This is a genomic window from Micromonospora sp. URMC 106 (assembly GCF_051386395.1).
Classification (GTDB): domain Bacteria; phylum Actinomycetota; class Actinomycetes; order Mycobacteriales; family Micromonosporaceae; genus Micromonospora.
The window spans coordinates 1-26,797 of record NZ_JBPQTP010000093.1; the positions used below are offsets into that span (position 1 = coordinate 1).

The 26,797-nt window shown below is 77.2% G+C and carries 20 protein-coding genes, 4 pseudogenes and 1 riboswitch; of the genes and pseudogenes, 4 read left to right on the top strand and 20 right to left on the bottom strand.

What is annotated here, in order from left to right; all coding sequences use genetic code 11:
* Nucleotides 1–392 precede the first annotated feature (392 nt).
* Entirely contained in the window at nt 393–1,229 is an 837-nt protein-coding gene (locus ACSNOB_RS24165; RefSeq protein WP_436688713.1) for an SMP-30/gluconolactonase/LRE family protein, read from the bottom strand.
* A gap of 79 nt (nt 1,230–1,308) precedes the next feature.
* Here ACSNOB_RS24165 and ACSNOB_RS24170 point away from each other — a divergent pair, with 79 nt between their 5' ends.
* A complete protein-coding gene (locus tag ACSNOB_RS24170) occupies nt 1,309–1,866 on the top strand; it encodes a MarR family winged helix-turn-helix transcriptional regulator (RefSeq protein ID WP_436688714.1) in 558 nt (185 codons plus the stop codon).
* A gap of 64 nt (nt 1,867–1,930) precedes the next feature.
* On the opposite strand, the gene ACSNOB_RS24175 is transcribed toward ACSNOB_RS24170, so the two are convergent.
* From ACSNOB_RS24175 to ACSNOB_RS24195, 5 genes are all read right to left on the bottom strand, one after another.
* Nucleotides 1,931–2,497 (bottom strand): dienelactone hydrolase family protein, encoded by a 567-nt coding sequence (locus ACSNOB_RS24175; protein WP_436688715.1) that lies wholly within the window; start codon nt 2,495–2,497, stop codon nt 1,931–1,933.
* 61 nt (nt 2,498–2,558) lie between these two features.
* Entirely contained in the window at nt 2,559–3,668 is a 1,110-nt protein-coding gene (locus tag ACSNOB_RS24180) for a nucleotide disphospho-sugar-binding domain-containing protein (RefSeq protein ID WP_436688716.1), read from the bottom strand.
* A gap of 92 nt (nt 3,669–3,760) precedes the next feature.
* On the bottom strand, nt 3,761–4,141 hold the full coding sequence (gene paaI / locus ACSNOB_RS24185; RefSeq protein WP_436688729.1) for a hydroxyphenylacetyl-CoA thioesterase PaaI: 381 nt from the start codon (nt 4,139–4,141) through the stop codon (nt 3,761–3,763).
* Nucleotides 4,142–4,169: 28 nt separating this feature from the next.
* On the bottom strand, nt 4,170–5,477 hold the full coding sequence (gene paaK / locus ACSNOB_RS24190; protein ID WP_436688717.1) for a phenylacetate--CoA ligase PaaK: 1,308 nt from the start codon (nt 5,475–5,477) through the stop codon (nt 4,170–4,172).
* Between the two features lie 214 nt (nt 5,478–5,691).
* A complete protein-coding gene (locus tag ACSNOB_RS24195) occupies nt 5,692–6,123 on the bottom strand; it encodes a DUF6766 family protein (RefSeq protein WP_436688718.1) in 432 nt (143 codons plus the stop codon).
* Nucleotides 6,124–6,309: 186 nt separating this feature from the next.
* On the opposite strand from ACSNOB_RS24195, the gene ACSNOB_RS24200 reads away from it, so the two are divergent.
* The 3 genes from ACSNOB_RS24200 (at nt 6,310) to crcB (ending at nt 8,017) form a co-directional block, all read left to right on the top strand.
* The gene (locus ACSNOB_RS24200) at nt 6,310–7,068 is read left to right on the top strand and encodes a class I SAM-dependent methyltransferase (protein WP_436688719.1); all 759 of its coding nucleotides are present in this window, start codon (nt 6,310–6,312) and stop codon (nt 7,066–7,068) included.
* 104 nt (nt 7,069–7,172) lie between these two features.
* A complete protein-coding gene (locus ACSNOB_RS24205; protein WP_436688720.1) occupies nt 7,173–7,658 on the top strand; it encodes a fluoride efflux transporter FluC in 486 nt (161 codons plus the stop codon).
* Nucleotides 7,655–8,017 carry a fluoride efflux transporter CrcB gene (gene crcB / locus ACSNOB_RS24210; RefSeq protein ID WP_436688721.1) on the top strand — a complete coding sequence of 121 codons (363 nt, stop codon included), beginning with the start codon at nt 7,655–7,657 and terminating at the stop codon, nt 8,015–8,017. Before ACSNOB_RS24205 ends, crcB begins: the two co-directional genes overlap by 4 nt.
* A gap of 142 nt (nt 8,018–8,159) precedes the next feature.
* Here the strand turns inward: crcB and cobA are convergent, their stop codons facing one another.
* The 14 genes and pseudogenes from cobA to cobN form a co-directional block, all read right to left on the bottom strand.
* Nucleotides 8,160–9,863: a uroporphyrinogen-III C-methyltransferase gene (cobA, locus tag ACSNOB_RS24215; RefSeq protein ID WP_436688722.1), complete on the bottom strand. Its 1,704-nt coding sequence runs from the start codon at nt 9,861–9,863 to the stop codon at nt 8,160–8,162.
* Entirely contained in the window at nt 9,860–10,450 is a 591-nt protein-coding gene (locus ACSNOB_RS24220) for a precorrin-8X methylmutase (protein ID WP_436688723.1), read from the bottom strand. The genes cobA and ACSNOB_RS24220 overlap by 4 nt, the downstream gene beginning before the upstream one ends.
* Complete coding sequence (locus ACSNOB_RS24225) at nt 10,447–11,454, bottom strand: HoxN/HupN/NixA family nickel/cobalt transporter (RefSeq protein ID WP_436688730.1); 1,008 nt, start codon at nt 11,452–11,454, stop codon at nt 10,447–10,449. The genes ACSNOB_RS24220 and ACSNOB_RS24225 overlap by 4 nt, the downstream gene beginning before the upstream one ends.
* A 48-nt stretch (nt 11,455–11,502) precedes the next feature.
* Nucleotides 11,503–11,726, bottom strand: a pseudogene (locus tag ACSNOB_RS24230) (4Fe-4S binding protein); the annotation flags it as partial.
* A pseudogene (gene cobJ, locus ACSNOB_RS24235) lies at nt 11,714–12,955 on the bottom strand (precorrin-3B C(17)-methyltransferase); the annotation flags it as partial. The pseudogenes cobJ and ACSNOB_RS24230, both read right to left, overlap by 13 nt.
* A 141-nt stretch (nt 12,956–13,096) precedes the next feature.
* Nucleotides 13,097–13,543, bottom strand: a pseudogene (locus tag ACSNOB_RS24240) (precorrin-3B C(17)-methyltransferase); the annotation flags it as partial.
* Between the two features lie 203 nt (nt 13,544–13,746).
* On the bottom strand, nt 13,747–14,973 hold the full coding sequence (cbiE, locus tag ACSNOB_RS24245) for a precorrin-6y C5,15-methyltransferase (decarboxylating) subunit CbiE (protein ID WP_436688724.1): 1,227 nt from the start codon (nt 14,971–14,973) through the stop codon (nt 13,747–13,749).
* Entirely contained in the window at nt 14,961–16,106 is a 1,146-nt protein-coding gene (locus ACSNOB_RS24250) for a cobalt-precorrin-5B (C(1))-methyltransferase (protein ID WP_436688725.1), read from the bottom strand. The genes cbiE and ACSNOB_RS24250 overlap by 13 nt, the downstream gene beginning before the upstream one ends.
* The gene (cobM, locus tag ACSNOB_RS24255) at nt 16,103–16,984 is read right to left on the bottom strand and encodes a precorrin-4 C(11)-methyltransferase (protein ID WP_436688726.1); all 882 of its coding nucleotides are present in this window, start codon (nt 16,982–16,984) and stop codon (nt 16,103–16,105) included. Before cobM ends, ACSNOB_RS24250 begins: the two co-directional genes overlap by 4 nt.
* Entirely contained in the window at nt 16,981–17,718 is a 738-nt protein-coding gene (gene cobI / locus ACSNOB_RS24260) for a precorrin-2 C(20)-methyltransferase (RefSeq protein ID WP_436688731.1), read from the bottom strand. Before cobI ends, cobM begins: the two co-directional genes overlap by 4 nt.
* Before the next feature lie 155 nt (nt 17,719–17,873).
* Nucleotides 17,874–19,337, bottom strand: coding sequence for a cobyrinate a,c-diamide synthase (locus ACSNOB_RS24265; protein ID WP_436688727.1), 1,464 nt, complete (start codon nt 19,335–19,337; stop codon nt 17,874–17,876).
* Nucleotides 19,331–19,942, bottom strand: coding sequence for a cob(I)yrinic acid a,c-diamide adenosyltransferase (gene cobO, locus ACSNOB_RS24270; RefSeq protein WP_091095266.1), 612 nt, complete (start codon nt 19,940–19,942; stop codon nt 19,331–19,333). Before cobO ends, ACSNOB_RS24265 begins: the two co-directional genes overlap by 7 nt.
* A gap of 185 nt (nt 19,943–20,127) precedes the next feature.
* Nucleotides 20,128–22,373: pseudogene (locus tag ACSNOB_RS24275) on the bottom strand (VWA domain-containing protein); the annotation flags it as partial.
* Nucleotides 22,370–26,038, bottom strand: coding sequence for a cobaltochelatase subunit CobN (cobN, locus tag ACSNOB_RS24280; RefSeq protein WP_436688728.1), 3,669 nt, complete (start codon nt 26,036–26,038; stop codon nt 22,370–22,372). The pseudogene ACSNOB_RS24275 and the gene cobN, both read right to left, overlap by 4 nt.
* A 376-nt stretch (nt 26,039–26,414) precedes the next feature.
* A riboswitch (cobalamin riboswitch) is annotated at nt 26,415–26,544 on the bottom strand.
* Between the last annotated feature and the right edge of the window lie 253 nt (nt 26,545–26,797).

Here is a 26,797-nt window from a genome sequence, read left to right on the forward strand (position 1 = left end):
CCTCCACCCGGTGCCGCCGCCCGCCACCCCCGCCGTACCCGCGTCGGGAACCGCCGCGCCGGACGGCCGGGTCGGCGCGCCCGCCGGGGACGGGCAGCAGCCCCCGGGAGTCGCCGGCGCCGCCCCTTCCCCGTTACCCGCCGCGCCGACCGGGGCCGGCCCGGTCCTCGTCGCCCTGCCGACCGTACGCCGGCCCGGTCCGCGCCCGGATCCGGCGGGGCTGCGGCGAGCTCGATCGCGTCGACGCCACGCGAGATCGCAGCTCCGACCGTGGAGTGGCCTCCCGGAAACTGGCGCCGGAGCGCAACACGGCGGCCATCGAGGCGCGGCGACCGCGGCGTGACTGTCGGCGACGCCTCGCCGGGTGGAGGCTGCGAGGCGCGCGGTCGGGGTCAGGGCCTGCCGGCTCCCGGCGCGGGTGCCGGGAAGGCCACGACCCGCCCGCTGGGTCGCGACCGCTCGGGTCCGGCCCAGTTCTGGCCGACGACGAACAGGCGCGGGTCGTGGTCGCGGCTGAGCGTGCAGGCGAAGGCGCCGCGGTCGAGGTCGACGGTGGCCAGCACGTCACCGCCCTGGCGGACGCGGACGCAGTGCTGGTTGCCGACGTCGGCGTACCAGATCGCGCCCTCGGCGTCGAAGCAGATCCCGTCGGGGTGGTCGCCGGGCGTGTCAGCCCACGCGCGCGGGCTGCCGAGGCAACCGTCGCTGTCGATGTCGTACGCCGTGAGCCGGTTCGCGTAGGACTCGGCGACGACCAGGGTGGCGCCGTCCGGGCTGATCGCCATGCCGTTGGGGAAGGCGAGGTCGCCGGCGACCTGCTTGACGGTGCCGTCGGGTGTGACGAGCACGATCAGGCCCGGGGCGAACTCGCCGTCGGGAAAGTCGAACCCGATGCTGTTGACGTAGGCGTTGCCGTGCTCGTCGACCACGATGTCGTTCCACGGCTTCCGCGAGATCGGGGAGAGGTCGGCGTGGCGGACCAACGACCCGTCCGGCTCACGGCGCAGCAGCCGCTGCCGGGCCGAGTCGACGACGAGCAGCCGCCCGTCCGGCAGGAAGTCGATGCACATCGGGAACGACGCGACGGTGGCCACCACCTCGTGGCTGCCGTCGGTGTCGAGCGCGATCACCTGGTTCGCGCCCCAGTCGGAGAACCACACCCTGCCGTCGCGCCAGCGGGGCGACTCCCCGAACACCACGCCTTCCATCAGGACAGCTGGTTCGCTCACCACGACTCCTCTTCCGCGACATGGGCAGGCCGCGCCCGGTCGCAGCGGTGCCCGTCGGCCTGATAGTCATAGTTCATGAATGTCGTCGCCCATGAGCATAGCGGGCTACGATCGCGCGATGGCGCAAGAGCGAGCCGGTGAGCCGACGGAGTCGAGGGTCAGTACCGGCTTCCTGCTGGCCCGGCTCGGCGCCGAGTCACGACGCCGGTGGGCCCGGACGCTGTCCGAGCGCGGACTGACCCCACACCACTTCGGGGTGCTCATGACGCTCGACGAACACGGTGAGACGCACCAACAGCGACTCAGCGCGGCAATCGGCGTCGATCCACGCAACGCCGTGCCGATCTTCGACACGCTCGAAGCCCGCAAACTGATCACGCGTACCAGCGATCGGACGGATCGCCGCAAGCGCACCGTCGTCATCACCGCCGCCGGCCGGGCGACAGTCGACGAACTGCGCCACACCGGAGTCACGCTGGACCATGACCTGCTCGCCGGTCTGACCGAGCGCCAGCGGACGACCCTGCACCGGCTGCTGCTCAAGGTGTTCGAGACGACCATCGACACCAGCTCCACTCCGGTCACGGTCCCGGGGGAGCCGGCCGACCGACCGACCGCGCCGACAGCCCGACCCTGAACGCCGCCCACGTTGAGGCGGCCGTCGCGCGGTGGGCCACCGACGGACGTCAGAGGCCGGGTGGTCAGCGGTCGGCGAGAAAGGCGATGGCCCGCTCCCAGGTCCGCGCGGCCGCCGCCGGGTCGTGGTCGGGCAGGTCGGGGTCGGTGTAGAGGTGCCCGACGCCGGGGTAGCGGTGGACGGAGAGCTCCGCGCCGGCCTCGGTCATCGCCCGCCGCCACTGCTCGACCTCCGGCTCCGCGTCGTATTCGTCCGGGTCGCCCAGGTGCAGCTGCACCGGCAGGCCGGGCCGGACCGTCTCCGGCTCGCCGCCGGTGCCGCAGAGCAGCAGCAGCGCCGCGGCGTCGGGACGCTCGGCGAGCATCGCGCCGGCCACCCCGGCGCCCATCGAGAACCCGGCCAGCACCGCGTCGGCCGGCGCCTCGCGCAGGGCAACCCGGGCCCGGTCCAGCACGGCCTCCTGGCCGATCTTGCGGAGCAGGGCGAAGCCGTCCTCCACCGTCTCCGCGGCCGGCTCGCCGTAGAGGTCGGGGGTCACGACGGTGTGCCCGGCGGCGCGCAGCCGGTCGGCGGCCGTCAGCACGGCGGGCCGCAGCCCGTAGACGGAGTGAAACAGCACGACATGTCCCATGGGCGCATCCTGCCCCACACCCGGGACGGAAACGGGCCGCCGCGCGGGCGCGGACCCGGCGTCAGCGCAGCGACTCCAGCCGCCGTACCAGCTCCTCCGGCCCCGGCATGGCGGCGATCTCGGCGTTGACCTGGCGGGCCGCGTCGCGCAGCGCCGGGTCGCCGACGAGCCGGCTCAGCGTGTCGGCGGTGATGCCGCGCGCCGGCACCGCGAGGCCGGCGCCCCGCGCGGCCACCAGCTCGGCGTTGTGCCGCCGGTCGCCGGGCCCGACGGTGGCCAGTTGCGGCACCCCCGCGATCAGGGCGGTGAGGACGCTGCCCGCGCCGCCGTGGTGGACCAGCGCCGCGCTCGCCGGCAGCGCCTCGGGCAGCGGGATCCAGTCGACGGTGCGCACGTTGCCGGGCAGCGCCCGGCGGGCCAGCCGCGCGTCCGGGCGGACCAGGACGAACTCGGCGTCGACCCGGTCGGCGGCGGCGACGACCGCCGGCATCGGCCCGGCGCTGCCTGGGCCGGCGACGGTGCTGCGGCTGACCAGCACCCGCGGGCGCTCCCCCGGCTCGCGCAGCCAGTCGGGCAGCTCGCCGCCGCCGGCGTGGGCGGCGTAACGCATGGGCCAGCCGTCCTGGTGCAGCAGGCTGGGTGGCGCGACGGCGATCGCGGCGGCCGGGGGCGGCAGCTCCGCCAGGCCGTGCCGGCGCAGGGCCGCGCCCAGCCGCGCGAGGGTGGCCCGGACCAGCTCCCGGCCGTCGAAGAGGGAGTTCTCCTGGCGTACGGCGGGCACGCCACGCTTCGCCGCCGCGAGCGCCCCGGCCACCGCGAACGGCTCGTGGATCACCAGATCGGGCTTCCACTCCTCGGCGACGGCGACGACCCCGTCGGCGATCTGGTCGTTGACCGCACCGAAGAGCAGCCCGGCGCCCCGGGTGCCGCCGGTGCCGGCCAACTCGGCCCGGGCGATCAGCGGGTGGCGCAGCATCAACCCGCGGGCGATCCGTCCGAAGTCGAACGCGGGCGCGACGTCGCGCACCGGCAGCCCGGACTGCTCCGCCCGCAGGGCGTCGGCGGCGGTGGCGACGAGCACCTCGTGCCCGGCGTCGCGCAGCGCGCCGGCCAGCGGCAGCAAGGGAAAGACGTGCCCGATCAACGGCGCGGAGACCACCAGCACTCGCACGTTTCGATCTTAGCCGCACCGGGTCGGCCGGTGGAGAGGCCGGCTGGCCGGCGGGTGGCGGGCGGCGGCGCCCACCGGACCGATCCCCCTGCTCAGCCTGCGGTCGTGGGCAGGGCGCGGCTACGGCCGCGGAACTCGGCGACCACCTCGCCGCCGTCGCGGGTGACGGTGACGTCGTAGATGCCGCTGCGGCCGTACCGGGTGCGCTCGGTGGCGTGGGCGGTCAGCAGATCGCCCTCGCGGGCGGGCCGGACGAAGGTGATCTCGCCGCCGGCGGCGACGGTGGCCGGGCCGTGGCTGTTGCAGGCGAGCGCGAAGGCGGTGTCGGCGAGCAGGAAGACGAAGCCGCCGTGGGCGATGGCGTGGCCGTTGACCATCGCGCCGGTCACCCGCATCCGGGCCACCGCCGTCCCCCCGGCGGCGTCGACCAGCTCGATGCCGAGCCCCTTGGACGCCACATCGGCGTCGAACATGTCGTACGCGGCGTTGCGCCCGGCCACTTCAGCCGCCCCGCCGCTGGTCGACGATCCGCCGCATCTTGCCCATCGACCGCTCCACCCCGTCGGGGGCGATCACCTCGACCACCACGCTCACTCCGATCGTGTTCTTGACCAGCCCGACCAGCGCGACGCCGGCCCGTTCGGCGGCCTCGGCGGCCACTCCCGGCCGCCGCTCCACGCGGACGGTCAGCGTGTCCATCCGGCCCTGCCGCCCGAGGACGCACTGGAAGTGCGGCGACAGCTGCGGCGTACGCAGGATCAGCTCCTCGATCTGGGTGGGGAAGACGTTCACCCCGCGCACGATCATCATGTCGTCGCTGCGCCCGGTGATCTTCTCGATCCGCCGCATCGGGCGGGCGGTGCCGGGCAGCAGTCGGGTCAGGTCGCGGGTCCGGTAGCGGACGACCGGCATCGCCTCCCGCGTCAGCGAGGTGAGTACCAGCTCGCCGCGCTCGCCGTCGGGCAGCACCTCGCCGGTGACCGGGTCGACGATCTCCGGATAGAAGTGGTCCTCCCACAGGTGCAGCCCGTCCTTGGTCTCCACGCACTCGTTGGCCACGCCCGGGCCCATCACCTCGGACAGGCCGTAGATGTCGACGGCGTGCATGTCGAGGCGCTGCTCCAGCTCCCGGCGCATGTCCTCGGTCCAGGGCTCCGCGCCGAAGATCCCCACCTGGAGCGAGGTGCGGCGCGGGTCGACGCCCTGCCGTTCCAGCTCGTCGACGATCGCGAGCAGGTAGCTGGGGGTGACCATGATGACGTCGGGCTCGAAGTCCCGGATCAGCATCGCCTGGCGTTCGGTCATCCCGCCGGAGACGGGGATGACGGTGCAGCCCAGCTCCTCCGCGCCGTAGTGCGCGCCGAGCCCGCCGGTGAACAGCCCGTAGCCGTACGCGACGTGCACCCGGTCGCCGGGGCGGCCGCCGGCGGCCCGGATCGACCGGGCCATCAGCCGGGCCCAGGTCCTCAGGTCCTCGGCGGTGTAGCCGACCACGGTCGGCCGGCCGGTGGTGCCGGAGGAGGCGTGCAGCCGGGCGATCCGTTCGCGCGGCACGGCGAACATGCCGAACGGGTAGTTCTCCCGCAGCTCGGCCTTGCCGGTGAACGGGAAGCGGGCCAGGTCGGCCAGGTCCCGGCAGTCGTCGGGGTGCACCCCGGCGGCGTCGAAGGCCCTCCGGTAGTGCGGGACGTTGTCGTACGCGTGCCGCAGCGACCATCGCAGCCGCTCCCGCTGCACCGCGCGCAGCTCGTCGACGCTCGCCCGCTCGATCGGCTCCAACTCCTCGGGGCGCGGGGCGCGGTCCTGCATCGGTGCCTCCTGCACGTCACGGTGGCGCGGCGGCGGGAGCAGGTACGGACACCGCCGGGTCGCCCCGGAGCCGGGCCGCCCCGGCCGCCGATCTTGGTACGGTACGCCGACCGGCCGCACCGCACCACCGGCGGGCCGGGCGCTCGGCGGCTCCGGCGCTCAGCCGGTGCGCGGCGTTGCGCCGGGCGCGACGCGCTCCCCGGTCACCGGCACGTCACGGGTTCTCCGGGTCCAGGTCGCGCTCGCGCAGCAGCGCGTCCAGCTTGGCCTCGATCCGCTCGTCGGACTCCCGCGACTGGGAGGAGCCCCAGTAGTAGAACAGGGCCAGGCCCGCCGCCTGCCAGATCAGCTGGAGGAACTCGGACTGCCAGTTCTCGAAGGTGGACGCGAGGAACTGCGGCAGGAATTCGGCCCAGGCGAAGGACTGGCCGTGCTGGCTGGCCTCGTTGCTCTCCACCGTCGCCTGGAAGACGAACTGGCCGATCCAGGAGACCAGGAACAGCGCCCCGGTCACCAACGCGAAGGCGTACGCCTTGGGCCACCTCGGCTTGCGGAACGGCGGCCCCCCGGCTCGCCCGGGCGAGCGCCGGCCGTTCGATGCGGACCCGGACGGACGCGTACTCGACGCCGTCGTCGTGTCGGCCATCGCGATCCCCCTCTCGACGAATCCCCTGGTGAGGCTTATGCCCCGGGTCGATCGGGACGAAACGGCGGCCCGGCGTGGCGGGCCGCCGGGCACCGGACGCAGCCCAGACTTGCCACAGAGTCGCAGTTGCAAAATGTTGGCAACAAGGTCTGGACGCGGCCCCGTCACGTAACTAGCCTGGTCGACATGAGTCCTTACATCACGGATACCACGGCCTGGCAGGAGAGCTGGGACCGCCAGCAGGAGGCGTACCTGCCGGACCGGGAGCACCGGTTCACCGCGATGCTCGACGCCGTCGACGCGGTCCGCGACGGCGACCGGCTCCGGCTGCTCGACCTGGCCGGCGGCACGGGCAGCATCTCCGACCGGACGCTGCGCCGCTTCCCCGACGCCGAGGTGACGCTCGTGGACCTCGACCCGGCCCTGCTCGCCCTCGCCCGCGCCTCCCTCGGCGACCGGGTCACCGTCGTCACCGCCGACCTCGGCCGGCCGGACTGGCAGACCGCGCTCCCCCACCGCGACTACGACGCCGTGCTCACCGCCACCGCGCTGCACTGGCTGCCGGCGGAGCGGCTCAGCCGGCTCTACGCCGAGCTGCGCGACCTGCTGCGCCCCGGCGGGATCCTCGTCAACGCCGACCACATGCCGGACGACGCGCTGCCGCAGCTCAGCAAGCGCCTGCTCGACCGGGCCCGCGACCGCCGGTCGGCCCGGTACGCCGCCGGAGCCGCCCTGTCCTGGGCGGAGTGGTGGGAGCGGGCGGCGGCCGACCCGACGCTGGGCCCGCTCGTCGCGCAGCGGCACGCCATCTACCCGACCGGGCACAGTCCGGAGTGGAACCCGCCGGTGTCCTGGCACCTGTCCGCGCTGGCCGCCGCCGGCTTCGCCGAGGTGGGCACGGTGTGGCGGGGCGGCACCGACGCCGCCGTCGCCGGGGTGCGCTGACGGCGCCCGGGCCACCGGGACGCCCGGACGCCCGCCGCGGGCGGGCACTAGGCTGACGACCACGCACCGCCGGTCCCCGCCCGTGGCACCGGCGGGGAGGAGAGATGTCCGGACCGGACCCGCGCGTCGACCCCGACGTCGACCTGAGCGTCCCCGCCGACCGGGGCGAGCTGGCCGCCCGCCCCGGGGCGGTGCTCGGCGCCGTCGCCGCCGGCGGCGCGCTCGGCGCCCTGGCCCGGGCCGGCCTCCAGCACGCTCTGCCGCACGGCCCCACCGGCTTCCCGTGGGCCACCTTCGGCGTCAACCTGACCGGGTGCCTCCTGATCGGCGTCCTGATGGCGGCGCTCGAGAGGGCCGGTGGCGGCCGGCCGCTGCTGCGCCCGTTCCTCGGCGTGGGGGTGCTCGGCGGCTACACCACCTTCTCGACGTACGCGGTGGACGTCCACCGGGCGCTCGACGCGGGCGCCCCGGCCGTGGCCCTGGGCTACCTGGCCGCGACGCTGCTGGGCGCGCTGGCGGCGGTCTGGCTCGGCGACGCGCTCGCCGGCCGGCTGCTCGGCCGGGCGGCGGACGGCGGGGGCGGGCGGTGACCGTGCTGCTGATCGCGGTCGGCGCGGCCCTCGGCGCGCCGCTGCGCTACCTCACCGACCGGGCCGTGCAGGCGCGGCTCGGGTCGGCCTTCCCGTGGGGCACGCTGACCGTCAACGTGCTCGGGTCGCTGTTGCTCGGTCTCCTGGTCGGGCTACCGGTCGGCCCGGCCGCCGGCGCGCTGCTCGGCACCGGCTTCTGCGGCGCGCTGACCACGTACTCCACTTTCGGCTACGAGACGCTGCGGCTGGCCCGGCGGGGCCGGCGGCTCCTCGCCCTGGCCAACGCGCTGGCGAGCGTGGCCGCCGGGCTCGCCGCCGCCGGCGCCGGCTTCGCCCTGGCCCGGGCAGTGGCCGGCTGACCGGCGGCGCCCGCATCGCCTGACCCGGGCGCCGACCGACCGCCCGGCCTCGCCCCGGCACCGACCGGCCGACCCGGCGTCGCTCCGCCGTCCGCCCGGGTGACCGACGGGGGCGGTCGCACCGGCGCCCCCGCCGGTCGGCTCAGGCGGGCGCGGCCGGGGCGGCCAGCGCGACCACCGGGCCGAGCACGAAGACGGCCGGCGGGCCGATCCCCTCCCGGGCCGCGACCGCGCCGATCTCGTCCAGCCGGGCGGTCACCGTGCGCTGCCCGGGGTGCCCGGCGTCCTGTACCGCGAGGACCGGGGTGTCCGGGGCGCGGCCGTGTTCGACCAGCGCCGCCGCGATCTCGCCGACCGTGTCCACGGCCATCAGCAGCACCACCGTGCCCCGGGCCCGGCCCAGTGCCGCCCAGTCGACAAGCGAGTCCGGGTGCCCGGGCGCCAGGTGCCCGGAGACGACGGTGACGTCGTGCGCGACGCCCCGGTGGGTGACCGGCACCCCGGCCAGGGCCGCGGCGGCGACCGCGCTGGTCACTCCGGGGACCACGGTCACCTCCACCCCGGCCGCCGCGCAGGCCTGGACCTCCTCGTGGCCGCGCCCGAAGACGTACGGGTCGCCGCCCTTGAGCCGGACCACCCGCCGCCCCGCGCGGGCGTGCGCGACGAGGGCGGCGTTGATGTTGTCCTGCCCCACCGACGGCCCACGGGGCACCTTCGCCGCGTCGACCACCTCCACCTCGGGGCGCAGCCCGGCGAGCAGCCCGCGCGGGGCGAGCCGGTCGACCACCACCACGTCCGCCTCGTCGAGCAGCGCCCTGCCCCGTACGGTGATGAGATCCTCGGGTCCGGGTCCCCCGCCGACCACCGCGACGTGCCCCCGGCGCGGACCCCCGTCGTGGTGCCGGTGCCGGCCGTGGCCGTGGTCGTGGTGGTCGTGGTGGTCGTGGTCGTGCTGGCCGTGGCCGTGGCCGTGGTGGTGGTCGTGGCCGTCGACCGGGTCGTCGGGGTGGTCGTGCGGGGTCTGCGGCCGGCCCACCTTGTCGGCGAAGCCCGGCATCAGGACCCGGTACGCGCAGGTGTCGCAGTTCATCCGGATGTCACCGCGGCGCGCCTCGGCGTGCCGCTCGAGGACGAGGTCGGCGAGGGCGTCGCAGTCGCCGATCAGGTCGGCGACCCGCACGTCCAGGTCGGGGTGGGCGGCGGCGAAGTCGGCCGACTGGGCGACGATGCGGTCGGGCAGCACCCCGGCGAAGAGGAAGTACGGCGCGACGACGATCCGCCGCGCGCCGAGCCGGCGCAGCCGGTCCAGCACCGCCGGCACCGACGGCTCCGCCAGGGAGATGAAGCCCGGCTCGACGCCGGCGTAGCCACGCCCCTCCCAGAGCAGCCGGGCCACCTTCGCGACCTCGGCGTTGGCGTCCGGGTCGGTGGAGCCGCGCCCGATCAGCGCCACCCAGGTGCCGGCCCGGTCGTCGCCGGCCAGGACGTCGTCGATGCGCTGCTCCAGGGCGGTGTGCAGCAGTGGGTGCGGGCCCAGCGGCCGACCGTAGACGTAGCTGAGCCCGGGGTGACGCTGCCGCTCGCGGGCCAGCGCGGCGGGGATGTCGCCCTTGCCGTGCCCGGCGGCGGTCAGCACCAGCGGCAGCGCGACCAGCGACCGGTGTCCCCGGTCGACGAGCGCGCCGACCGCGTCGGTGAGCGGCGGCCGGGACAGCTCGATGAACCCGCCCTCGACGTCGCCGAGGGTGCCGGCGGCGCGGCGGCGGACCCGCTCGACGAACGCCACGAACTGGTCGACCCCGGCCGCGCTGCGCGTGCCGTGCCCGACGATGACCAGAGCGCTCACTGTTCCTCCTCCACGTACAGCAGGGCGTTGAGGGCTGCGGCGGCGACCGCCGAGCCGCCCTTCTCGCCCCGGTTGGACACCCCGGGCAGGCCGCTGGCCCGCAGCGCCGCCTTCGACTCGGCGGCGCCCACGAAGCCCACGGGCAGCCCGACGACCAGCGCCGGCCGGGCGTCCAGGGTGATCAGTTCTTCCAGCGCGGTCGGCGCGCAGCCGACCACCCACACCGCGCCGGGGCCGACCCGGTCCAGGGCGATCCGCACCGCCGCCGCCGACCGGGTGATCCCGGCCGCGCGGGCCAGGTCGGCGGCGGCCGGCTCGGCGACCGGGCAGACCGTCCCGCGCCCGGTGATGCCGGCGGCCACCATCGCCACGTCGGTGACCACCGGCGCGCCGGCGCGCAGGGCGGCCAGCCCGCCGGCCAGGGCCGCCTCGTCGCAGACCAGGTCGGTGACGTAGTCGAGGTCGGCGCTGGCGTGCACCACCCGCTCGGTGACGGCCCGGGTCAGCGGCGGCAGGTGCGCGAGGTCCACGCGGGAGCGCAGGATCCGGTACGACTCCCGCTCGATGGGGTGCACGACGCGGGTCACGGCCGCACCGCCTGGGCGCCGTAGCGCTCGTCGTAGCGGCGCAGCTTCCACAGCGCCACCGCGCCGACCCAGGCGAGCACGAAGAGGGCCACGACGGCGTACCCGAGCTGCTCGAAGTGGTCGGCGACCCCCGCGTACCCCGCCAGCGCCGACACCCCGAGGTGGTCGACCAGCAGGCCGGCGGCGTAGACGCTGGCGACGAGGCCACCGACCAGCACGGTCACCGCCGTGGTGGCCAGGTTGTAGTAGAGCCGCCGGGCCGGGTGCCGGTACGCCCACGAGTAGGCGCGGCTCATCAGCAGGCTGTCGGCGGTGTCCATGGCGGACATGCCGGCGGCGAAGAGCAGCGGCAGGGTGAGCAGGGCGAGCACGGGCAGCCCGCCGGCGGCGGCGGTGCTGGCCGACAGGGCGAGCAGGGTCACCTCGCTGGCGGTCTCCAGGCCGAGGCCGAAGAGGAACCCGACCGGCGCCATGTGCCAGGAGGAACGCACCAGCGCGCGGGCCCGGGAGCCGAGCACGCGCTGCACCAGCCCCCGGTTGAGCAGGTGCAGGTCCAGCTCGCGCTCGTCGAGGTCGCCGTGGCGCAGGCGCCGCCACAGCCGCGCCAGGCCCGCCAGCACCGCCGCGTTGAGCACCGCGACGAGGGCGAGGAAGAGCGTGGCGGTGAGGACCGCGACGGTGGCGCCCACCTCGCGGGCCTCGGCCAGGCCGGGGCCGGCGAGGTTGGCCGAGGCGAGGCCGACCACCAGTGCCAGCAGCAGCACCACCCCGCTGTGCCCGAGGGCGAAGAAGAAACCGACGCCGACCGGGCGCCGCCCGCGCAGCAGCATCAGCCGGGTGGTGTCGTCGATCGCCGCGATGTGGTCGGCGTCGAAGGCGTGCCGCACGCCGAGCAGGTACGCCAGCGTGCCGGCCCCGGCGAGGCCGCCGGCCGCGGCGGGCTGGTTGTTCCAGTACAGGTAGAGACTCCAGCCGGCGACGTGCAGCACGGCGACGGCGAGCACGATGCCGCCGAGGCGTACCCGTTCGGCGCGGCTCCACCGGCCGGCCGGAGGTGCGGCGTTGACCGCGGTCGAACTCATCGGCTTCCTCCACGTTCGTCGGTGCCCGTGGCGCGGATCGCGTCCACGGGGCAGATCTCCAGGCATTCGAGGCAGCCGGTGCAGCGGTCGTCGCGGACGGCGAGGCCGCCGGGCGTCGGCCGGATGGCGTGTGTCGGGCAGGTGAGCAGGCACGCGCCGCAGCCCTGGCAGGCGCCGATGGTCACCGCCGCCACCGGTACCCCCGCGGGGTGACCATCCGGCCGGCGACGATCCGGGTCTGGCTGCTGCCCACCACCACGACGCTGTACATGTCGACCAGCGCGGGGTCGAGGTCGGCGAGGGTGGCCAGGTGCACCCGTTCGTCGGCGCGGCTGGCGTTGCGCACCACCCCGACCGGGGTGTCCGCCGGCCGGTGCGCGGCGAAGACCTCCAGCGCCGCGCCGAGCTGCCAGTCCCGGGCGCGGCTGCGCGGGTTGTAGAGCAGCGCCACGAAGTCGCCCTCGGCGGCGGCGGCCACCCGGCGGGCGATGACCTCCCACGGGGTGTGCAGGTCGGACAGGCTCAGGTAGGCGTGGTCGTGGCCGAGCGGCGCGCCGAGCAGGGCGCCGGCGGCCAGCGCGGCGGTCACCCCGGGCACGCCCACCACGTCGATCCGCTCGTCGGCGTACTCCAGGGCGGGGCTGGCCATCGCGTACACGCCGGCGTCGCCGGAGCCGACCAGCGCGACGGCGTGGCCGGCGGTGGCCTCGGCGACGGCGGCGCGGGCCCGTTCCTCCTCCGCGCCGAGCCCGCTGGCGAGCACCCGGGTGCCGGGGCGCAGCAGGTCACGGACCTGGTCGACGTACTGGTCGAGGCCGACGACCACGGCGGCGCGGCGCAGCTCGGTCACCGCACGGGCGGTGCGCAGGTCGGGCGCGCCGGGGCCGAGGCCGACGATCGCGAGCCGGCCGCGCGGGGCGTGCCGGGCGACGGCGACGGTGGCCATGGCGGTCGCGGTCTTCGGCACCAGCAGCTCGGCGTCGCCGCCGAGCAGCGCCGCCGCCTCGGCGACGCTGGGGGTGCCGACGGCGGCGCGGACCACCTCGCTGGGGTGCGGCACGTCGACCGCCGCCAGCTGCGCCGCCGGATGCGTCACCAGGGGTACGCCGAGCGCGTCGGCGGTCGCCCGGATGCCCGCCTCGTCGGCCTTGATGTCGGCGCTGGCCAGGTGCCGCAGGCTCGCCGGGCTGAGCCCCGCCTCGGCGAGCACCCGGTCCAGCAGGCCGCGCACCTCGGCGGCGGGCACGCCCCGGCTGGCCCCCACCCCGGCGACCAGCGACGGGGGCCGCAGCACGGCCGTCCGGGCGTCGAGCGGCACGAGCCGGTCGGTGACCAGCAGCCGGTACCCGCCGCCGGCCGGCGGCCCGGCTGCTCCGGCGCCGCCCTCGACCGGCGGGCCGGCTGGTCCGGCGCCAGCCTCGACCGGCGGCCCGGCTGCTCCGGCGCCACCGTCGACCGACCCGGCCCCGGTCGGGCCGACCGGTTCCCCGGCCCCGGGCGGGGCGACCGGGGCGGCGGGCGCGGTCGGCTCGGTCGGCTCGGTCGGCTCGGTCGGCGGGACGGGGCGCACGTTGTCGGGCAGGGCGGGCAGCGGCCAGGCGGCGTCGGCGACCAGCGTGACCGGCTCGCCGTCGAGGATGGCGCGGCTGACTGCGGCCACCGCGCCCTCGACGGGCCAGCCGAGGGTGTCCAGGCCGGGAAGGCCCGCCGCGTCCGTGGCGGTGGTGACCACCGGCCGCGCGTCGAGCAGCGCACCGACCCGCGCGGCGAGGTCGTTGGCGCCCCCGGCGTGCCCGCCGAGCAGCGCGACCGCGTGCCGGGCGGCCTCGTCGACCACCACCACGGCCGGATCGGTGTGCTTGTCGCCGAGCAGCGGCGCGAGGATGCGCACCACCGCCCCGGTGGCCAGGAACGCCACCACCGCGTCGCAGCCGGCCCAGGCGGCGCGCAGCGCGTCCGCGACGGTGTCCGCCGTGACGAGGCGGGCGTGCGGCCAGGCGTCGGCCAGGATGCGGGCGTGCCGCCGCCCGGCGGCGGTGGCGGCGACGAGCCCGACGGTGGCCGCGTCCCCGCCGGGCGGCGTCGGCCCGACCTCGCCCGGGGGCGTCGTCGCCGGGGCGGGCCGTGGTGAGGGCGTCGTCGTCGAGCCGGGGTGTCCGGCGGCGCCGGAGCCGGCCCGGAGGGCCGGCTGGTCCATGGCGGTGGGCGGGTGGTTCACGGGCGCTCCCCGGTGAGGACGACCACCGGGTTGGTGGCCGCGAGTCGGATGGACCCGCCGGGCAGGTCGGCGAGGCGGGCGGCGGAGAGTTGGACGCCCTCCACGGCGTAGCCGGCGGCGCGCAGCAGCCGGACCGCCGGGGCGACCCGGTCGACGGCGGCGAGGGTGGCCACCACCCGCTCCGGCCGCCGCTGCGCCACGGCGGCGAGCACGTCGACGCCGCCGCCACCCACGAAGACGGCGTCCGGGTCGGGCAGCCCGGCCAGCGCGTCGGGGGCGGCCCCGACGACCATCCGGACGTCGACCCCGTGCCGGGTGGCGTTGGCGCGCACCGGCGCCGCCGGGTCGCGGTCGACGGCGACCACGGCCGCGCCGAGCAGGGCGCACTCGATGCCGACCGAGCCGCTGCCCGCGCCGACGTCCCAGACCAGCCGGCCGAGGCGGGGGCGCAGCCGGGCGACGGCGAGGGCGCGTACCTCCGACTTGGTGATCATGGAGTCGCGGTGCGCGTAGGCGGCCTCGGGCAGCGCCCAGCCGCCGGCCGGCGCGGCGGCCGGCTGGTTGTCCGCCCGCATTCCGGCCGCGCCGGGCTCGCTGGCGAGGCTGAGCAGCACGTGCGGGTCGGCCCAGTCGCGGGCGGCGGCCTGCTCGGGGGTGGTCTCGGTGAGCCGTTCGGCGTCGGTGCCGAGGTGCTCGGCGACCACCAGCCGGCGGGTCCAGCCGACCAGGCCAGCGCCCAGCTCGGCGGCCCCGGCCCCGGGGGCGGTGAGCACGGCGACGGCGGGCAGCGCCCGGCAGGCGTTCAGCGCCGGTCGCGGGTCCCGGCCGTGCGCGGTGACCACGGCCGCGCCGTCCCAGGGCAGCCCGGCGCGGGCGAACGCGGCGGCGACGCTGGAGACCGCCGGCAGCACCCGCAGCGGCAGCCCGGCCGCCCGCAGCCGCCGGACGACGCCGAACAGCCCGGGATCCCCGCTGGCCAGCACCACGGCGTCCGCGCCGGCGGCGACGGCGGCGGCCAGCCGGTCCAGCGCCGGCGCGAGCGGCCCGAGGGCGACGGTCTCGGCGTCGGCCGGCAGGCGTACGGCGGCCAGGTGCCGGGCCGCGCCGACCACCAGCCGGGCGCCGGCGAGCACGGGCGCGGCGGCGGGGTGCGGCGGTCCGCCGGCGGCGTCGATCCCGACCACGGTCACCGCCGGCCCGGTGCCCCCGGTCACGCCGCCCACCGGCCCGAGGACGCGACCACCCGGTCCCCGGCGAAGTCGACCATCGCGACGTCGACGGTGACCGCGCCGCCGGCGAACCGGAGCAGCACCTGCCGCACCCGGCGGCAGAGCAGGTCGCCGGCGGCGCCGAGCAGCCCGGCGGCCTCCCACAGCTCGTACGCGTGCCGCCCGGTGTTCGCCGCGGTCACCGCCGCCACGAGGTCGGGCCCGCCGCCCGCCTCGGCGGTGACCTCCCCGAGCAGGGACAGGTCCACCTTGGACCGGGTGTAGTGGGTCATCAGGATGCCGGCGGCGAGCTTGGCCAGCTTGCCGGCCATCCCGACGAAGACCACCCCGGTCATCCGGTCGCCGACGGCGGCGGTGACCGCCGCGCCGGTGAAGTCGCCGACCTCGACGAAGCACACCTCGGGCAGCTCCGGCAGCAGCGCGCGGGCGGCCCGCTCGGTGCGCCCGCCGGTGCACAGCACCACGGTCCGCTCCCCCTGCGCGGCCATCACGTGCACCGCCTGCACCACGCTGGCCCGCCAGGAGGCGGTGGAGAACGGGCGGACGATGCCGGTGGTGCCGAGGATGGAGATGCCGCCGAGGATGCCGAGCCGCCGGTTGGTGGTCTTGCGGGCCATGATCTCGCCGCGCGGCACGCTCACCACCACCCGGACGCCCACCTCGGCCAGGTCGACCACCTCGGCGACGGCCTGGCCGATCATCCGACGTGGGGTCTCGTTGATCGCCGGCCCGCCGACGGGCAGCCCGAGGCCCGGCTTGGTGACCGTGCCGACGCCCGGCCCGCCGTCGAGCCGCAGCCCCGGCTCGTCCCGCCAGCCGACGGTGACGGTCAGCTCGGCGCCGTGCGTGACGTCCGGGTCGTCGCCGGCGTCCTTGACGACGACGGCCTCCGCCGAGGTGCCGGCGTCGACCTCGCAGCGGGCCACCGGGAAGGTGACCCGCCGGCCGGCGGGCAGCCCGATCTCCACCTCCCGCTGCGGCACGCCGGTGACCAGGGCGGTCACCGCCGCCTTGGCCGCCGCCGTCGCGCAGGCGCCGGTGGTCCAGCCGGTGCGCAGCGCGGTGGGCCGGACCTTCGCGGTACGCGGCAGGTCCGGCTCGCGCAGCGGCGGCTCGGCGTACGTCATCCGGCGTGCCCGTCCCCCGGTGTCGCGCTGGCGGCCCGGGCGCGGCGCAGGTCGGCACGGGCGGCCGGCTCGGCCCGCCGGAACGTGTGGAAGTGTCCGGGGTGGTAGAGGTGCGAGCGGGTGCCGGCGGCGGCGAGCGCCGGGCCGACCAGGAAGAGGGTGTGCTTCCAGAGCTTGTGCTCCTTGACCGTGGCCTCCAGGTCGCCGAGGGCGCACCGCACCACCAGCTCGTCCGGCCAGGTCGCCTGGTACGCCACCACGACGGGGGTGTCGGGCGGGTATCCGCCGGCCAGCAGCTCGGCCTGCGCCTGCCCGGAGCGGGCGGCGGAGAGGAAGAGGGCCATCGTGGTGCCGTGCCGGGCGAACTCGCGGACCCGCTCGCCGGGCGGCATCGGCGTCTTCCCGCCCTCCAGCCGGGTCAGGATCACCGACTGGGCGACCTCGGGGATGGTCAGTTCCCGGCCGACGATCGCCGCGACGGCGGTGAACGAGGAGACGCCGGGGACGATCTCCACGGCCAGCCCGAGCGCCCGGCACAGGTCGAGCTGCTCCTGCACCGCGCCCCACAGCGCCGGGTCGCCGGAGTGGATCCGCGCCACGGTCAGCCCGTCGGCGGCGGCCCGCTGGTAGAGCGGCAGCACGCCCTCGATGGGCAGCCGCGACGAGTCGACGATCTCCGCGTCACCGCGGGCGTGGGCGAGCACGTCGGCGTGCACCAGGCTGGCCGCCCAGACCACCACGTCGGCGGCGCCGATCACCCGGGCGGCGCGCAGGGTCAGCAGGTCGGCCGCGCCGGGGCCGGCCCCGACGAACCACACCTTGCCCGTGCTGGTCGGCCCGCCGTCGTCGGCGCGGTCCGCGATCGGCGCGGTGCTCACAGTTTTCCTCCCCTACGGTCCCGGCGGGCCGGGACCAGCAGCGTCGACAGGTACGGCAGGTCGTCGGCGGCGTCGGCGACCGGGCCGATCCGCTCGCCGGGCAGCCCGAGGCCCCGGCCCAGCACGGCGTCGCCGAGGCGGCCCTGCCGGCGCAGCTCGGCGACCAGCTCGGCGTGCCGCCGCCAGCCCTTGTAGGTCACGACGGTGCCGGGGCCGGCGAGCGCGTCGGCGAAGAGCGCCAGCCCGGCGGTGGCCGGCAGCAGGGTCAGCGGCTCCCGGCCCTCGCAGAGCGGCACGCCGCTGCGCGCCGCGAGGTCCTGCATCGCGGTGATTCCGGGGACCGTGCGCACCTCGACCGCCGGGCGCAGGGCGCGCACGCTCTGCGCGAGGTAGCCGAAGGTGGAGTAGACGTTCGGGTCGCCGATGGTGGCGAAGACGACCGCGCGGGCGCCCCCGTCGACCGCGTCGACCACCGCTCGGGCGGCGTCGTCCCAGGCGCGTTCCCGGCGGGCGGTCACCCCGCCCCGGTCGTCGAGGGCGAACGGCAGCCGGCGCAGCCGCTCCGGCGCGACGTGCGCGGCCACGGTGGCCTCGGCCCGGCCCGGGGGCGCGTCGCCGTCCGCGGCGAGCCGGTCCAGCACGGGTACGAACACCACGTCGGCCTCGGCCAGCACCCGGACCGCCCGGAGGGTGAGCAGTTCCGGGTCGCCCGGACCGACCCCGACCCCCGTCAGCGTGGCGGCGTCGGCGGGCGCGGGCCGGCCGGCGTCGGCGTGCCCGGACGGGTCGGCGCCGGGTCGCGCGGTCCCCGGCCCGCCGGCCCGCCGACCCGCAGGCCGCCCGCCGGCCGGCGGGCGGTGATCGTCCGCCGGGATGCCGTTCGGCGCGGTCACCGGCTCGCCGCCTCGACGAGGCGGCGGGCGGCGTGCGGGTGCCCGGCCCAGTGGGTGTGCAGGTAGGAGGCGTGCACCCGGCCGGCGACGAAGCCGTGGTCGGCGCCGTCCCAGCGCCACGCCGGCCGGTCGCCGTGGCCGGGGTCGGTGGCGGTGCGGTGGAACTCGTGGCCCCGTACCGGGTCGCCGGGGCGGTGCAGCGGGGACCCGGTGACGGCGACGGCGTCCCGGTAGCCGAGGGTGAGCCGGTCGGTCATCCGGGCGGTGAGGTCGAGCCGGCCGCACATGGGCACGCCGTCGAGCGACCGGCCGAGGTAGAGCAGGCCGGCGCACTCGGCGACGACCGGACCGTCGAAGTCGGCCAGCTCCGCGCGGAGCGTGGCGTTGCCGGCGAGCTGCGGCGCGTACGCCTCGGGGAAGCCGCCGCCGACGACCACCGCGCGGGTGCCGGCGGGCAGGCCGGGGTCGCGCAGCGGGTCGAAGGGGGCGACGGTGGCGCCGGCGGCGGCGAGCAGCTCCGCGGTCTCGGCGTAGGAGAAGGTGAAGGCCGGCCCGCCGGCGACCGCGACCACCGGGCCCTCGGCGCCGGCGGGGCCGCCGACGGCGGCGGCCGGATCCCAGGCGGGCGCGCGCAGCGGCCCGGCGGTGCCGGCCAGGTCGAGCACCGCGTCGAGATCCACGGTGGCCGCCACGAGGTCGGCGAGGGCGGCCACGATGGCCAGCGACTCCGGCGCCCGCTCGGCGACCGGCACCAGCCCGAGGTGGCGCGCCGGGGCGGCGACCTCGGCGGCGCGGCTCACCGCCCCGAGCACGGGCACGTCCACCTCGGCGAGGGCGTCGCGCAGCAGCGCCTCGTGCCGGGGCGAGCCGACCCGGTTGAGGATCACCCCGCCGATCCGCACGCCGGGGTCGAACGCGGCCATGCCCAGGGCGAGCGCGGCGGCGGAGCGGCCCTGCGCGGTGGTGTCGAGCACCAGCAGCACCGGCGCGTCGACGAGGCGGGCGACGTGCGCGGTGGAGGCGTACCCGCGGCGGCCGACCGCGCCGTCGTGCAGCCCCATCACCCCCTCGACCACGGCGATGTCGGCGGGCGTCGGGGTGGCGGCGCCGTGCCGCAGCAGCGGCGCGATCCGCTCCTCGCCGACCAGCCACGGGTCGAGGTTGCGGCCGGGTCGGCCGGCGGCGAGCGCGTGGTAGCCGGGGTCGATGTAGTCGGGGCCGACCTTGTGCGGGCTGACGGTCAGGCCGCGGCGGCGCAGCGCGGCGAGCAGCCCGGTGGCGACGGTGGTCTTGCCGTGCCCGCTGGCGGGCGCGGCGACCACCACCCTGGGCAGCGCCCACGGCCCGGCCGGGTCGGCCGGCGGCGCGCCACCGGCCGGACCGGCGGGCGGGTGTCCACCCGGCCCGGTGGGCCCGTCGGGGCGACGCTGGTCGGTGCGCCGGGTCGGGCCGGTCACCATTCGATGCCCTTCTGGCCCTTCTGGCCGGCGTCCATCGGGTGCTTGACCTTGGTCAGCTCGGCGACCAGGTCGGCGGCGTCGACCAGGCGCGGGTCGGCGTCCCGGCCGGTGATGACGACGTGCTGGAAGCCGGGGCGGTTCGCCAGGGTGTCGACCACCTCGTCGACGTCCACCCAGCCCCACTTCATCGGGTAGGTGAACTCGTCGAGCACGTACAGGCCGTAGCGCTCGGCGGCCAGGTCGCGCTGGATCTGCCGCCAGCCCTCGAGGGCGTCGGCGGCGTGGTCGGCCTCGCCGCCGCGCTGGATCCAGGACCAGCCCTCGCCCATCTTGTGCCAGGCCACCGGGGCGCCCTGCCCGGTGCGCTCGTGCACCTCGCCGAGGGCGCGGAAGGCGTTCTCCTCGCCCACCCGCCACTTGGCGCTCTTGACGAACTGGAACACCCCGATCGGCAGGCCGGCGGTCCAGGCGCGCAGCGCCAGCCCGAACGCGGCGGTCGACTTCCCCTTCATCTGTCCGGTGTGGACGACCAGCAGCGGACGGTTGCGCCGCTGCCGTGTGGTCAACCCGTCGGCGGGCACGTGGGACGGCTTCCCCTGCGGCATCAGGCAACACTCCTGTTCTGCCCGCCACCGACGACGACGGCGGCGGCGGTCGCGGCGGCGGCGGTGGCGGTCGCGGCGATCTTGGTAGGAAAGGGCCCCCCTGGGGGCCGTCCGTCGCCAAGATCTACGGCGGACCGGGCGTGCGGGGTGGGACGGGGCTTGGACGCCGCGGTGGGGCGGCCGGCGGCGAGATCGGTGAGGGGGGCGGTGGCCACCTCGTCGAGGCGGTGGTGGTCGGCGCCGAGTTGGGCGGCGAGGCGGCGGGCCAGGCCGAGGCGGACGGGGCCGCTCTCGCAGTCCACGACGACGCAGGGGGCGCCGGTGGCGGCGAGCACGGCCGCCGCGCGGGCCGCCCGGTCGAGCGGGCGCTCCCCGGCGGTGGCCCGGCCGTCGGTGACGACCAGCACCAGAGGGCGGCGGCGGGGGTCGCGCAGCCGCTCCACGCGCAGCAGCTCGGCGGCGGCGAGCAGCCCCTCGGCCAGCGGCGTACGCCCGCCGGTGGGCAGCTCGGCCAGCCGCGTGGAGGCCGCCAGCACCGAGGAGGTGGCCGGCAGCAGGGTCAGCGCGGCGGCTCCCCGGAAGGCGACCACCGCGACCTTGTCCCGGCGCTGGTAGGCGTCGGTGAGCAGGGCGAGCACGGCGCCCTTGACGGCGGCCATCCGCGCGCGGGCGCCCATCGAGCCGCTGGCGTCGACCACGAAGAGCACCAGGTTCCCCTCGCGTCCCTCGCGGACGGCCTCGCGGACGTCGTCGGGGCGCAGCCGCAGCGGCCCGGCGACGCGACCCCGGGCGCCCTGGTGCGGGGCGGCGGCCCGCAGGGTCGCCGGCAGGTGCAGCGCCCCGGCCCGGCCGGCCGGCACCCGCGCCCCGGTGGTGCGGCCCCGCCCGGTGCGGGCGCGGGAGCGCCGGCCGGGCACCCCGTCACCGATCCCCGGCGCGGTGAGCAGCCGCGCCCTCAGCCCCTGCCGGGGTACGGCCACCGGCTGCCCGCCCGTGCCGGGCCGGCCGGGCGCCGGTGCGGTCCGGCCGGTCCCGCCGTCGACGCCGGCGTCGGCCGCCGCGTCGTCGGACCGGCCGGTTGCCTGGTCGCCGTCGGACCGGTCGGGCCAGGTGCCGTCCGACCGGTCGGGCCAGGTGCCGTGGGGCCCGTTCCCCTCAGCCCGGTCCCGGCCGGCGTCGCCGTCGCGCCGGGAACCCGGCCCGTTCGCGTCGCCCGCCGCGTCCGGTCCGGGGCCGCCGTCGTCCCGGGATCCGCCGTCGTCGGGGGCGTTGCCGGCGCCACCGGGGCCGCCGTGCGGACCGGGGCCGCGCGGGTCGCCGCCGGGACCGCCGGGACCGCCCGGGTCGTCGTCGGGGTCGTCGTCGCGGGCCCGGTCCAGGGCCTCGTCGAGGCGCTTCTCGTCCAGCCCCGGCGTGTCGAACGGGTCCCGGCGGCGCCGGTGCGGCAGCGCCAGCCGGGCGGCGACCCGGACGTCCTCCACCGTGACCACGTCCCGGCCGTGCCAGGCGGCGTGCGCCAGCGCGGTGCGGGCGGTGACGATGTCGGCGCGCATGCCGTCCACGTCGAACGCGGCGCACACCTCGGCGATCTGGCGCAGCGCGGCGTCCGGCAGCAGCACCCGCTCCAGCCGCTGCCGGGCGGCGACGACCCGACGGGCCACCTGCGCGTCGGCGTCGGCCCAGCGGGCGGCGAAGCCGGCCGGGTCGGCGTCGGCGGCGAGCCGGCGGCGGACCACCTCGACGCGTACGGCCGGGTCGCGGCTGGCGCCCACCTCCACGGTGAGCCCGAACCGGTCCAGCAGCTGCGGGCGCAGCTCCCCCTCCTCCGGGTTCATCGTGCCGACCAGCAGGAACCGCGACGCGTGGCTGACCGAGACGCCCTCCCGCTCCACGTGGCAACGGCCCATCGCGGCGGCGTCGAGGAGCAGGTCGACCAGGTGGTCGTGGAGCAGGTTGACCTCGTCGACGTAGAGCACGCCGCGGTGGGCGGCGGCGAGCAGGCCGGGCTCGAAGGCGCGGACGCCCTCGCCGAGCGCCTTCTCCAGGTCGAGCGAGCCGACCACCCGGTCCTCGGCGGCGCCGACCGGCAGCTCCACCAGCCGGGCGGGACGTCGCTCGGCGGCCGGCGCGTCGGGGTGCGGGCCGTCCGGGCAGGACGGGTCGGGGGCGGCGGGGTCGCAGGCGAAGCGGCACCCGGCCACCCGGTCCACGGGCGGCAGCAGCGCGGCCAGGGCCCGTACGGCCGTCGACTTGGCGGTGCCCTTCTCGCCGCGGACGAGCACCCCGCCGATCGCCGGGGAGACCGCGTTGAGCAGCAGGGCGAGCCGCATGTCGTCCATGCCCAGCACGGCGCTGAACGGGTAGGTGCTCACTGCGTCGCCTCCGTTCGCGACTGCGGGGCTCGCAGAACCGGCTCACTCCTCGCGCTCACTGCCGGTCCTCCAGGTCGCCCTCGCTGGCCAGGTACGCCTCCCGCAGCCGGTCCAGGGTGGTTGGGTCGGGGGCGGCCCACAGGCCCCGGTCGGCCGCCTCGAGCAGCCGCTCGGTGATGCCGCGCAGCGCCCACGGGTTCGACTGCTCCAGGAACTCCCGGGTGGTCTCGTCGAAGACGTACGCGGCGGCCAGGTGCTCGTACATCCAGTCGTCGACGACGCCGGCGGTGGCGTCGTAGCCGAACAGGTAGTCCACGGTGGCCGCCAGCTCGAACGCGCCCTTGTAGCCGTGCCGGCGCATCGCGGCGATCCACTTCGGGTTGACCACCCGGGCCCGGAACACCCGCCGGGTCTCCTCGCCGAGGGTGCGGGTGCGCACGTCGTGCGGCATCGCCGAGTCCCCCACGTACGCGGCCGGGGACGCGCCGGTGAGGTGGCGGACCATCGCCACCATCCCGCCGTGGTACTGGAAGTAGTCGTCGGAGTCGACGATGTCGTGCTCGCGGGTGTCCTGGTTCTTCACCGCCACCGCGATCCGGGCGAAGGAGCGTTCCATGTCGGCCCGCGCCTCCCGCCCGTCCAGCCCCCGGCCGTAGGCGTAGCCGCCCCAGACGGCGTACACCTCGGCGAGGTCGGCGTCGCTGCGCCAGTTGCGGGCGTCGATCAGCGGCAGGAGCCCGGCCCCGTACGCGCCCGGCTTGGAGCCGAAGACGCGGGCGGTGGCCCGCCGCTCGTCGCCGTGCTCGGCGAGGTCGGCGGCGACGTGCGCGCGCACGAAGTTCTCCTCGGCGGGCTCGTCCAGGGCGGCCACCAGCCGCACCGCGTCGTCGATGAGCGTGACCACGTGCGGGAAGGCGTCCCGGAAGAAGCCGGAGATGCGCACCGTCACGTCGACGCGGGGACGGCCCAGCTCGGCCGTCGGCACCACCTCGACTCCGGTGACCCGGCGGGAGCGGTCGTCCCACGTCGGGCGGCAGCCGAGCAGCGCCAGGACCTCGGCGATGTCGTCGCCCTGGGTGCGCATGGCGCTGGTGCCCCAGACGGTGAGGCCGACGGAGCGCGGGTACTCGCCGGCGTCGGCGAGGTGCCGGGCGAGCAGCGAGTCGGCGAGCGCCACCCCGACGTCCCAGGCGTTGCGGCTGGGGATGGCCTTCGGGTCCACGGAGTAGAAGTTCCGGCCGGTGGGGAGCACGTTGACCAGGCCCCGGGTGGGCGAGCCGGACGGCCCGGGCGGCACGAACCGCCCGTCGAGCGCGCCCACCACCCGGTCGATCTCGTCGGTCGTGCGGTCCAGCCGGGGCACCAGCTCGGTGGCGGCGAAGCGGAGCACGGCGGCGGCGTCCGGGACGGCCCGGCCGGTGACCTCCTCGACCACCGCGTCGACCTTGTCGGCGTCCCAGCCGAGGGTCTCCATGCCGACGACCAGCCGGCGCGCGAGGGCCTCGATCAGGTCGACGGCGTCGGCGGCGGTGCCGGCCGGCCCGTCGACGGCCTCGGTCAGCGCCCCGGGCAGGGCCAGTCGCTGTCCCGGCTCGGCGAGCAGCGCCTGCTCGTCCAGCCCGTACGCGGCGGCGAGGGCCTGGCGCAGGCCGGGCAGGGCGCGGGCGCCGCCCCAGACCTGCGGGGCCCGCAGCACGGCGAGGACGAGGTTGACCCGGGGCTCTCCGGTGGGCGCGGCGGCCAGGATGTGCAGGCCGTCGCGGATCTGCACGTCCTTGACCTCGCAGAGGTAGCCGTCGAGGTGCAGCACGAAGTCGTCGAAGTCGTCGGCGGCGGGCATGTCCTCGGTGTGCAGGTCGTGGTGCAGCTCGGCGGCGCGGACGAGCTGCCAGATCTGGGCCTGCACGGTGGGCACCTTGGCCGGGTCGAGCGCCTGCACGGTGGCGTACTCGTCGAGGAGCTGCTCCAGCTTCGCCAGGTCGCCGTACGTCTCGGCGCGGGCCATCGGCGGCACCAGGTGGTCGACGACGACGGCGTGCGCGCGGCGCTTGGCCTGGGTGCCCTCGCCGGGGTCGTTGACGATGAACGGGTAGACCAGCGGCAGGTCGCCGAGGACGGCGTCGGGGGCGCAGTCGGCGGCCAGCCCGAGGCCCTTGCCGGGCAGCCACTCCAGGGTGCCGTGCTTGCCCAGGTGCACCACCGCGTCCGCGCCGAAACCGCCGTCGGCGGCCGGCGCGGCCAGCCAACGGTACGCGGCCAGGTAGTGGTGGCTCGGCGGCAGGTCCGGGTCGTGGTAGATGGCGATCGGGTTCTCCCCGAAGCCGCGCGGCGGCTGGATCAGCAGCACCACGTTGCCGAAGCGCAGCCCGGCGAGCACGATGTCCCCACCGTCGGTGTAGAGCCCGCCGGGCGGCTCCCCCCAGTGGGCGAGCATCCGCTCCCGCAGCTCCGCCGGCACCTGGTCGAACCAGCGCCGGTAGACCTCCCCGGGCACCCGCGCCTCGGCGGCGGCGAGCTGCTCGGGGGTGAGCCACTCGACGTCGTGTCCCCCGGCGGCGATGAGCGCGTGGATGAGCGCGTCGCCGTCGTCGGGCACCGGGGCGTCGCCGAGGTGGTAGCCGGCCTCGGCCAGCGCGGCGAGCAGTCGGACCGCCGAGGCCGGGGTGTCCAGGCCGACGGCGTTGCCGACCCGGGAGTGCTTCGTCGGGTAGGAGCTGAGCACGACGGCGAGGCGCTTGTCGGCGTTGGGCACGTGCCGCAGCCGGGCGTGCCGCACGGCGATGCCGGCGACCCGGGCGGCCCGCTCCGGGTCGGCGACGTAGCTGGAGAGCCCGTCGGCGTCGATCCGCTTGAACGAGAACGGCACGGTGACGATCCGGCCGTCGAACTCGGGGATGGCCACCTGCATCGCGGCGTCCAGGGGGGACAGCCCGGCGTCGCTGGCGGCCCACTGCTCGCGGGTGCTGGTGAGGCAGAGCGCCTGGATCACCGGCACGTCGAGGGCGGCGAGGGCGCCCACGTCCCAGGCGTCCTCGTCACCCCCGCCCGAGGCGTCCGCGGCGACCGTGCCGCCGGCGGCGAGCACCGTGACCAGCAGGGCGTCGCAGCGGGCGAAGAGCCCGAGCGGCCCCGCGCCGGCGGTGAGGCCGCGCAGCGAGCCGCAGAAGACGGGCAGCGGGTTGCCGCCGGCCGCGTCGACCGCGTCGGCGAGGGCGTCGACGAACCCGGTGTTCCCGGCGAGGGCGTGCGCCCGGTAGAAGACGATCCCGACCGTCGGCCGCTCGGGATGCGCCGGGCGGTCGCCGTGGATGCCGTACGTCGGGGTGGGCGCGGGCGGGGCGAACCCCTCGCCGGTGAGCAGCACCGTGTCGGAGAGGAAGCGGGCGAGCTGGGCGAGGTTCTCCGGCCCGCCCTCGACCAGGTAGGCCAGCGCCTGGGTGGCCACGCCGGCGGGGACGGTGGAGGCCGCCATCAGCTCCGCGTCCGGCAGGGTCTCGCCGCTGAGCACGACCGTCGGCACGCCGGAGGCGAGGACCGTGGCGAGCCCGTCCGGCCACGCCTGCCGGCCGCCGAGCAAACGTACGACCGCGAGGTCGGCGCCGTCCAGCAGCGCCGGCACGGCGTCGGCGGCGACCCGGGCGGGGTTGGCGAGCCGGTAGTCGGCGCCGCTGGCGCGGGCGGCGAGCAGGTCGGTGTCGGCGGTGGACAGCAGCAGGATGCGCACGGACAGCTCCGGAGAGTGACGCCCGGGCCGGCGCGGGGACGACCGGGGCAAGGCGAGGGGTGGGCGCGGTTCAGCGGTTCCGGCGGGCCGGGACGCGGCTCACCGGCGGGCCGGCGGGATCGGGCGGCGCGGTACGGGCGTCAGCGGCGGGCGGCGCCGGCGCGTCCGGCCGCGGCGGCGCGGCGGCCGGGGGCGGGCACACCACGCCGGGCCGGGCGCGTGGCGCGACGGCCGGACGGGGCTGCGGAGCCGCGGCTGCTCGCCGGCGCGCTGTCGCGCCGGGGCACGATGCGACGATGATCGTCGACGGCGGAGACGGGGTGCGTCATCGGGTCCTCCTCGGGTGTCCACGCCCTGGGGTCACTCCCGACGGCCGAAGTATCCTGGCTCCCGGATCGACGCTCACCCCCGGTCTTCCAACCGCGCACGCACGGCCGTGACTCACGAGGGGGGATCGCTCCCCGGTGACAGTGGCGGGACCGCGCCGGAATCGCACCGGCTTCCTTCACTGCCGTCAGGCCGCGAATGCTGCCACACCCCCGGGCAGCCGGTCAACGTCACCCCACCCGGGCGGGAGGACCCCCCACTCGATCGACGGGCGGCGATCAGCTGTTCGACCGCGCCCGTTCAGGCAGTGTCGTCGGTCGATCGGTCGGCAATTTCCGTCGGGCCGGGAACCGACGACGCGGAAAGGGGAACGGCAGCCGGGCGCGAGGCCGTCGAGCTCGCGAGGACACACTCGCCCGACGTGGTCCTGAT

Bases quoted from the DNA above. Each gene is read 5' to 3' on its own strand.
- paaK (WP_436688717.1), bottom strand. From the start codon at position 5,477: ATGCAGGACCGCGCCCCGCGCCCCGAGGAGTTGGAGCCGATCGAGCGG.
- ACSNOB_RS24250 (WP_436688725.1), bottom strand. From the start codon at position 16,106: ATGACGTACGCCGAGCCGCCGCTGCGCGAGCCGGACCTGCCGCGTACC.
- ACSNOB_RS24175 (WP_436688715.1), bottom strand. From the start codon at position 2,497: ATGGGACATGTCGTGCTGTTTCACTCCGTCTACGGGCTGCGGCCCGCC.
- ACSNOB_RS24195 (WP_436688718.1), bottom strand. From the start codon at position 6,123: ATGGCCGACACGACGACGGCGTCGAGTACGCGTCCGTCCGGGTCCGCA.
- paaI (WP_436688729.1), bottom strand. From the start codon at position 4,141: ATGTTCGACGCCGATGTGGCGTCCAAGGGGCTCGGCATCGAGCTGGTC.
- ACSNOB_RS24265 (WP_436688727.1), bottom strand. From the start codon at position 19,337: ATGGTGACCGGCCCGACCCGGCGCACCGACCAGCGTCGCCCCGACGGG.
- ACSNOB_RS24170 (WP_436688714.1), top strand. From the start codon at position 1,309: ATGTCGTCGCCCATGAGCATAGCGGGCTACGATCGCGCGATGGCGCAA.
- cobO (WP_091095266.1), bottom strand. From the start codon at position 19,942: ATGCCGCAGGGGAAGCCGTCCCACGTGCCCGCCGACGGGTTGACCACA.
- ACSNOB_RS24205 (WP_436688720.1), top strand. From the start codon at position 7,173: ATGTCCGGACCGGACCCGCGCGTCGACCCCGACGTCGACCTGAGCGTC.
- ACSNOB_RS24200 (WP_436688719.1), top strand. From the start codon at position 6,310: ATGAGTCCTTACATCACGGATACCACGGCCTGGCAGGAGAGCTGGGAC.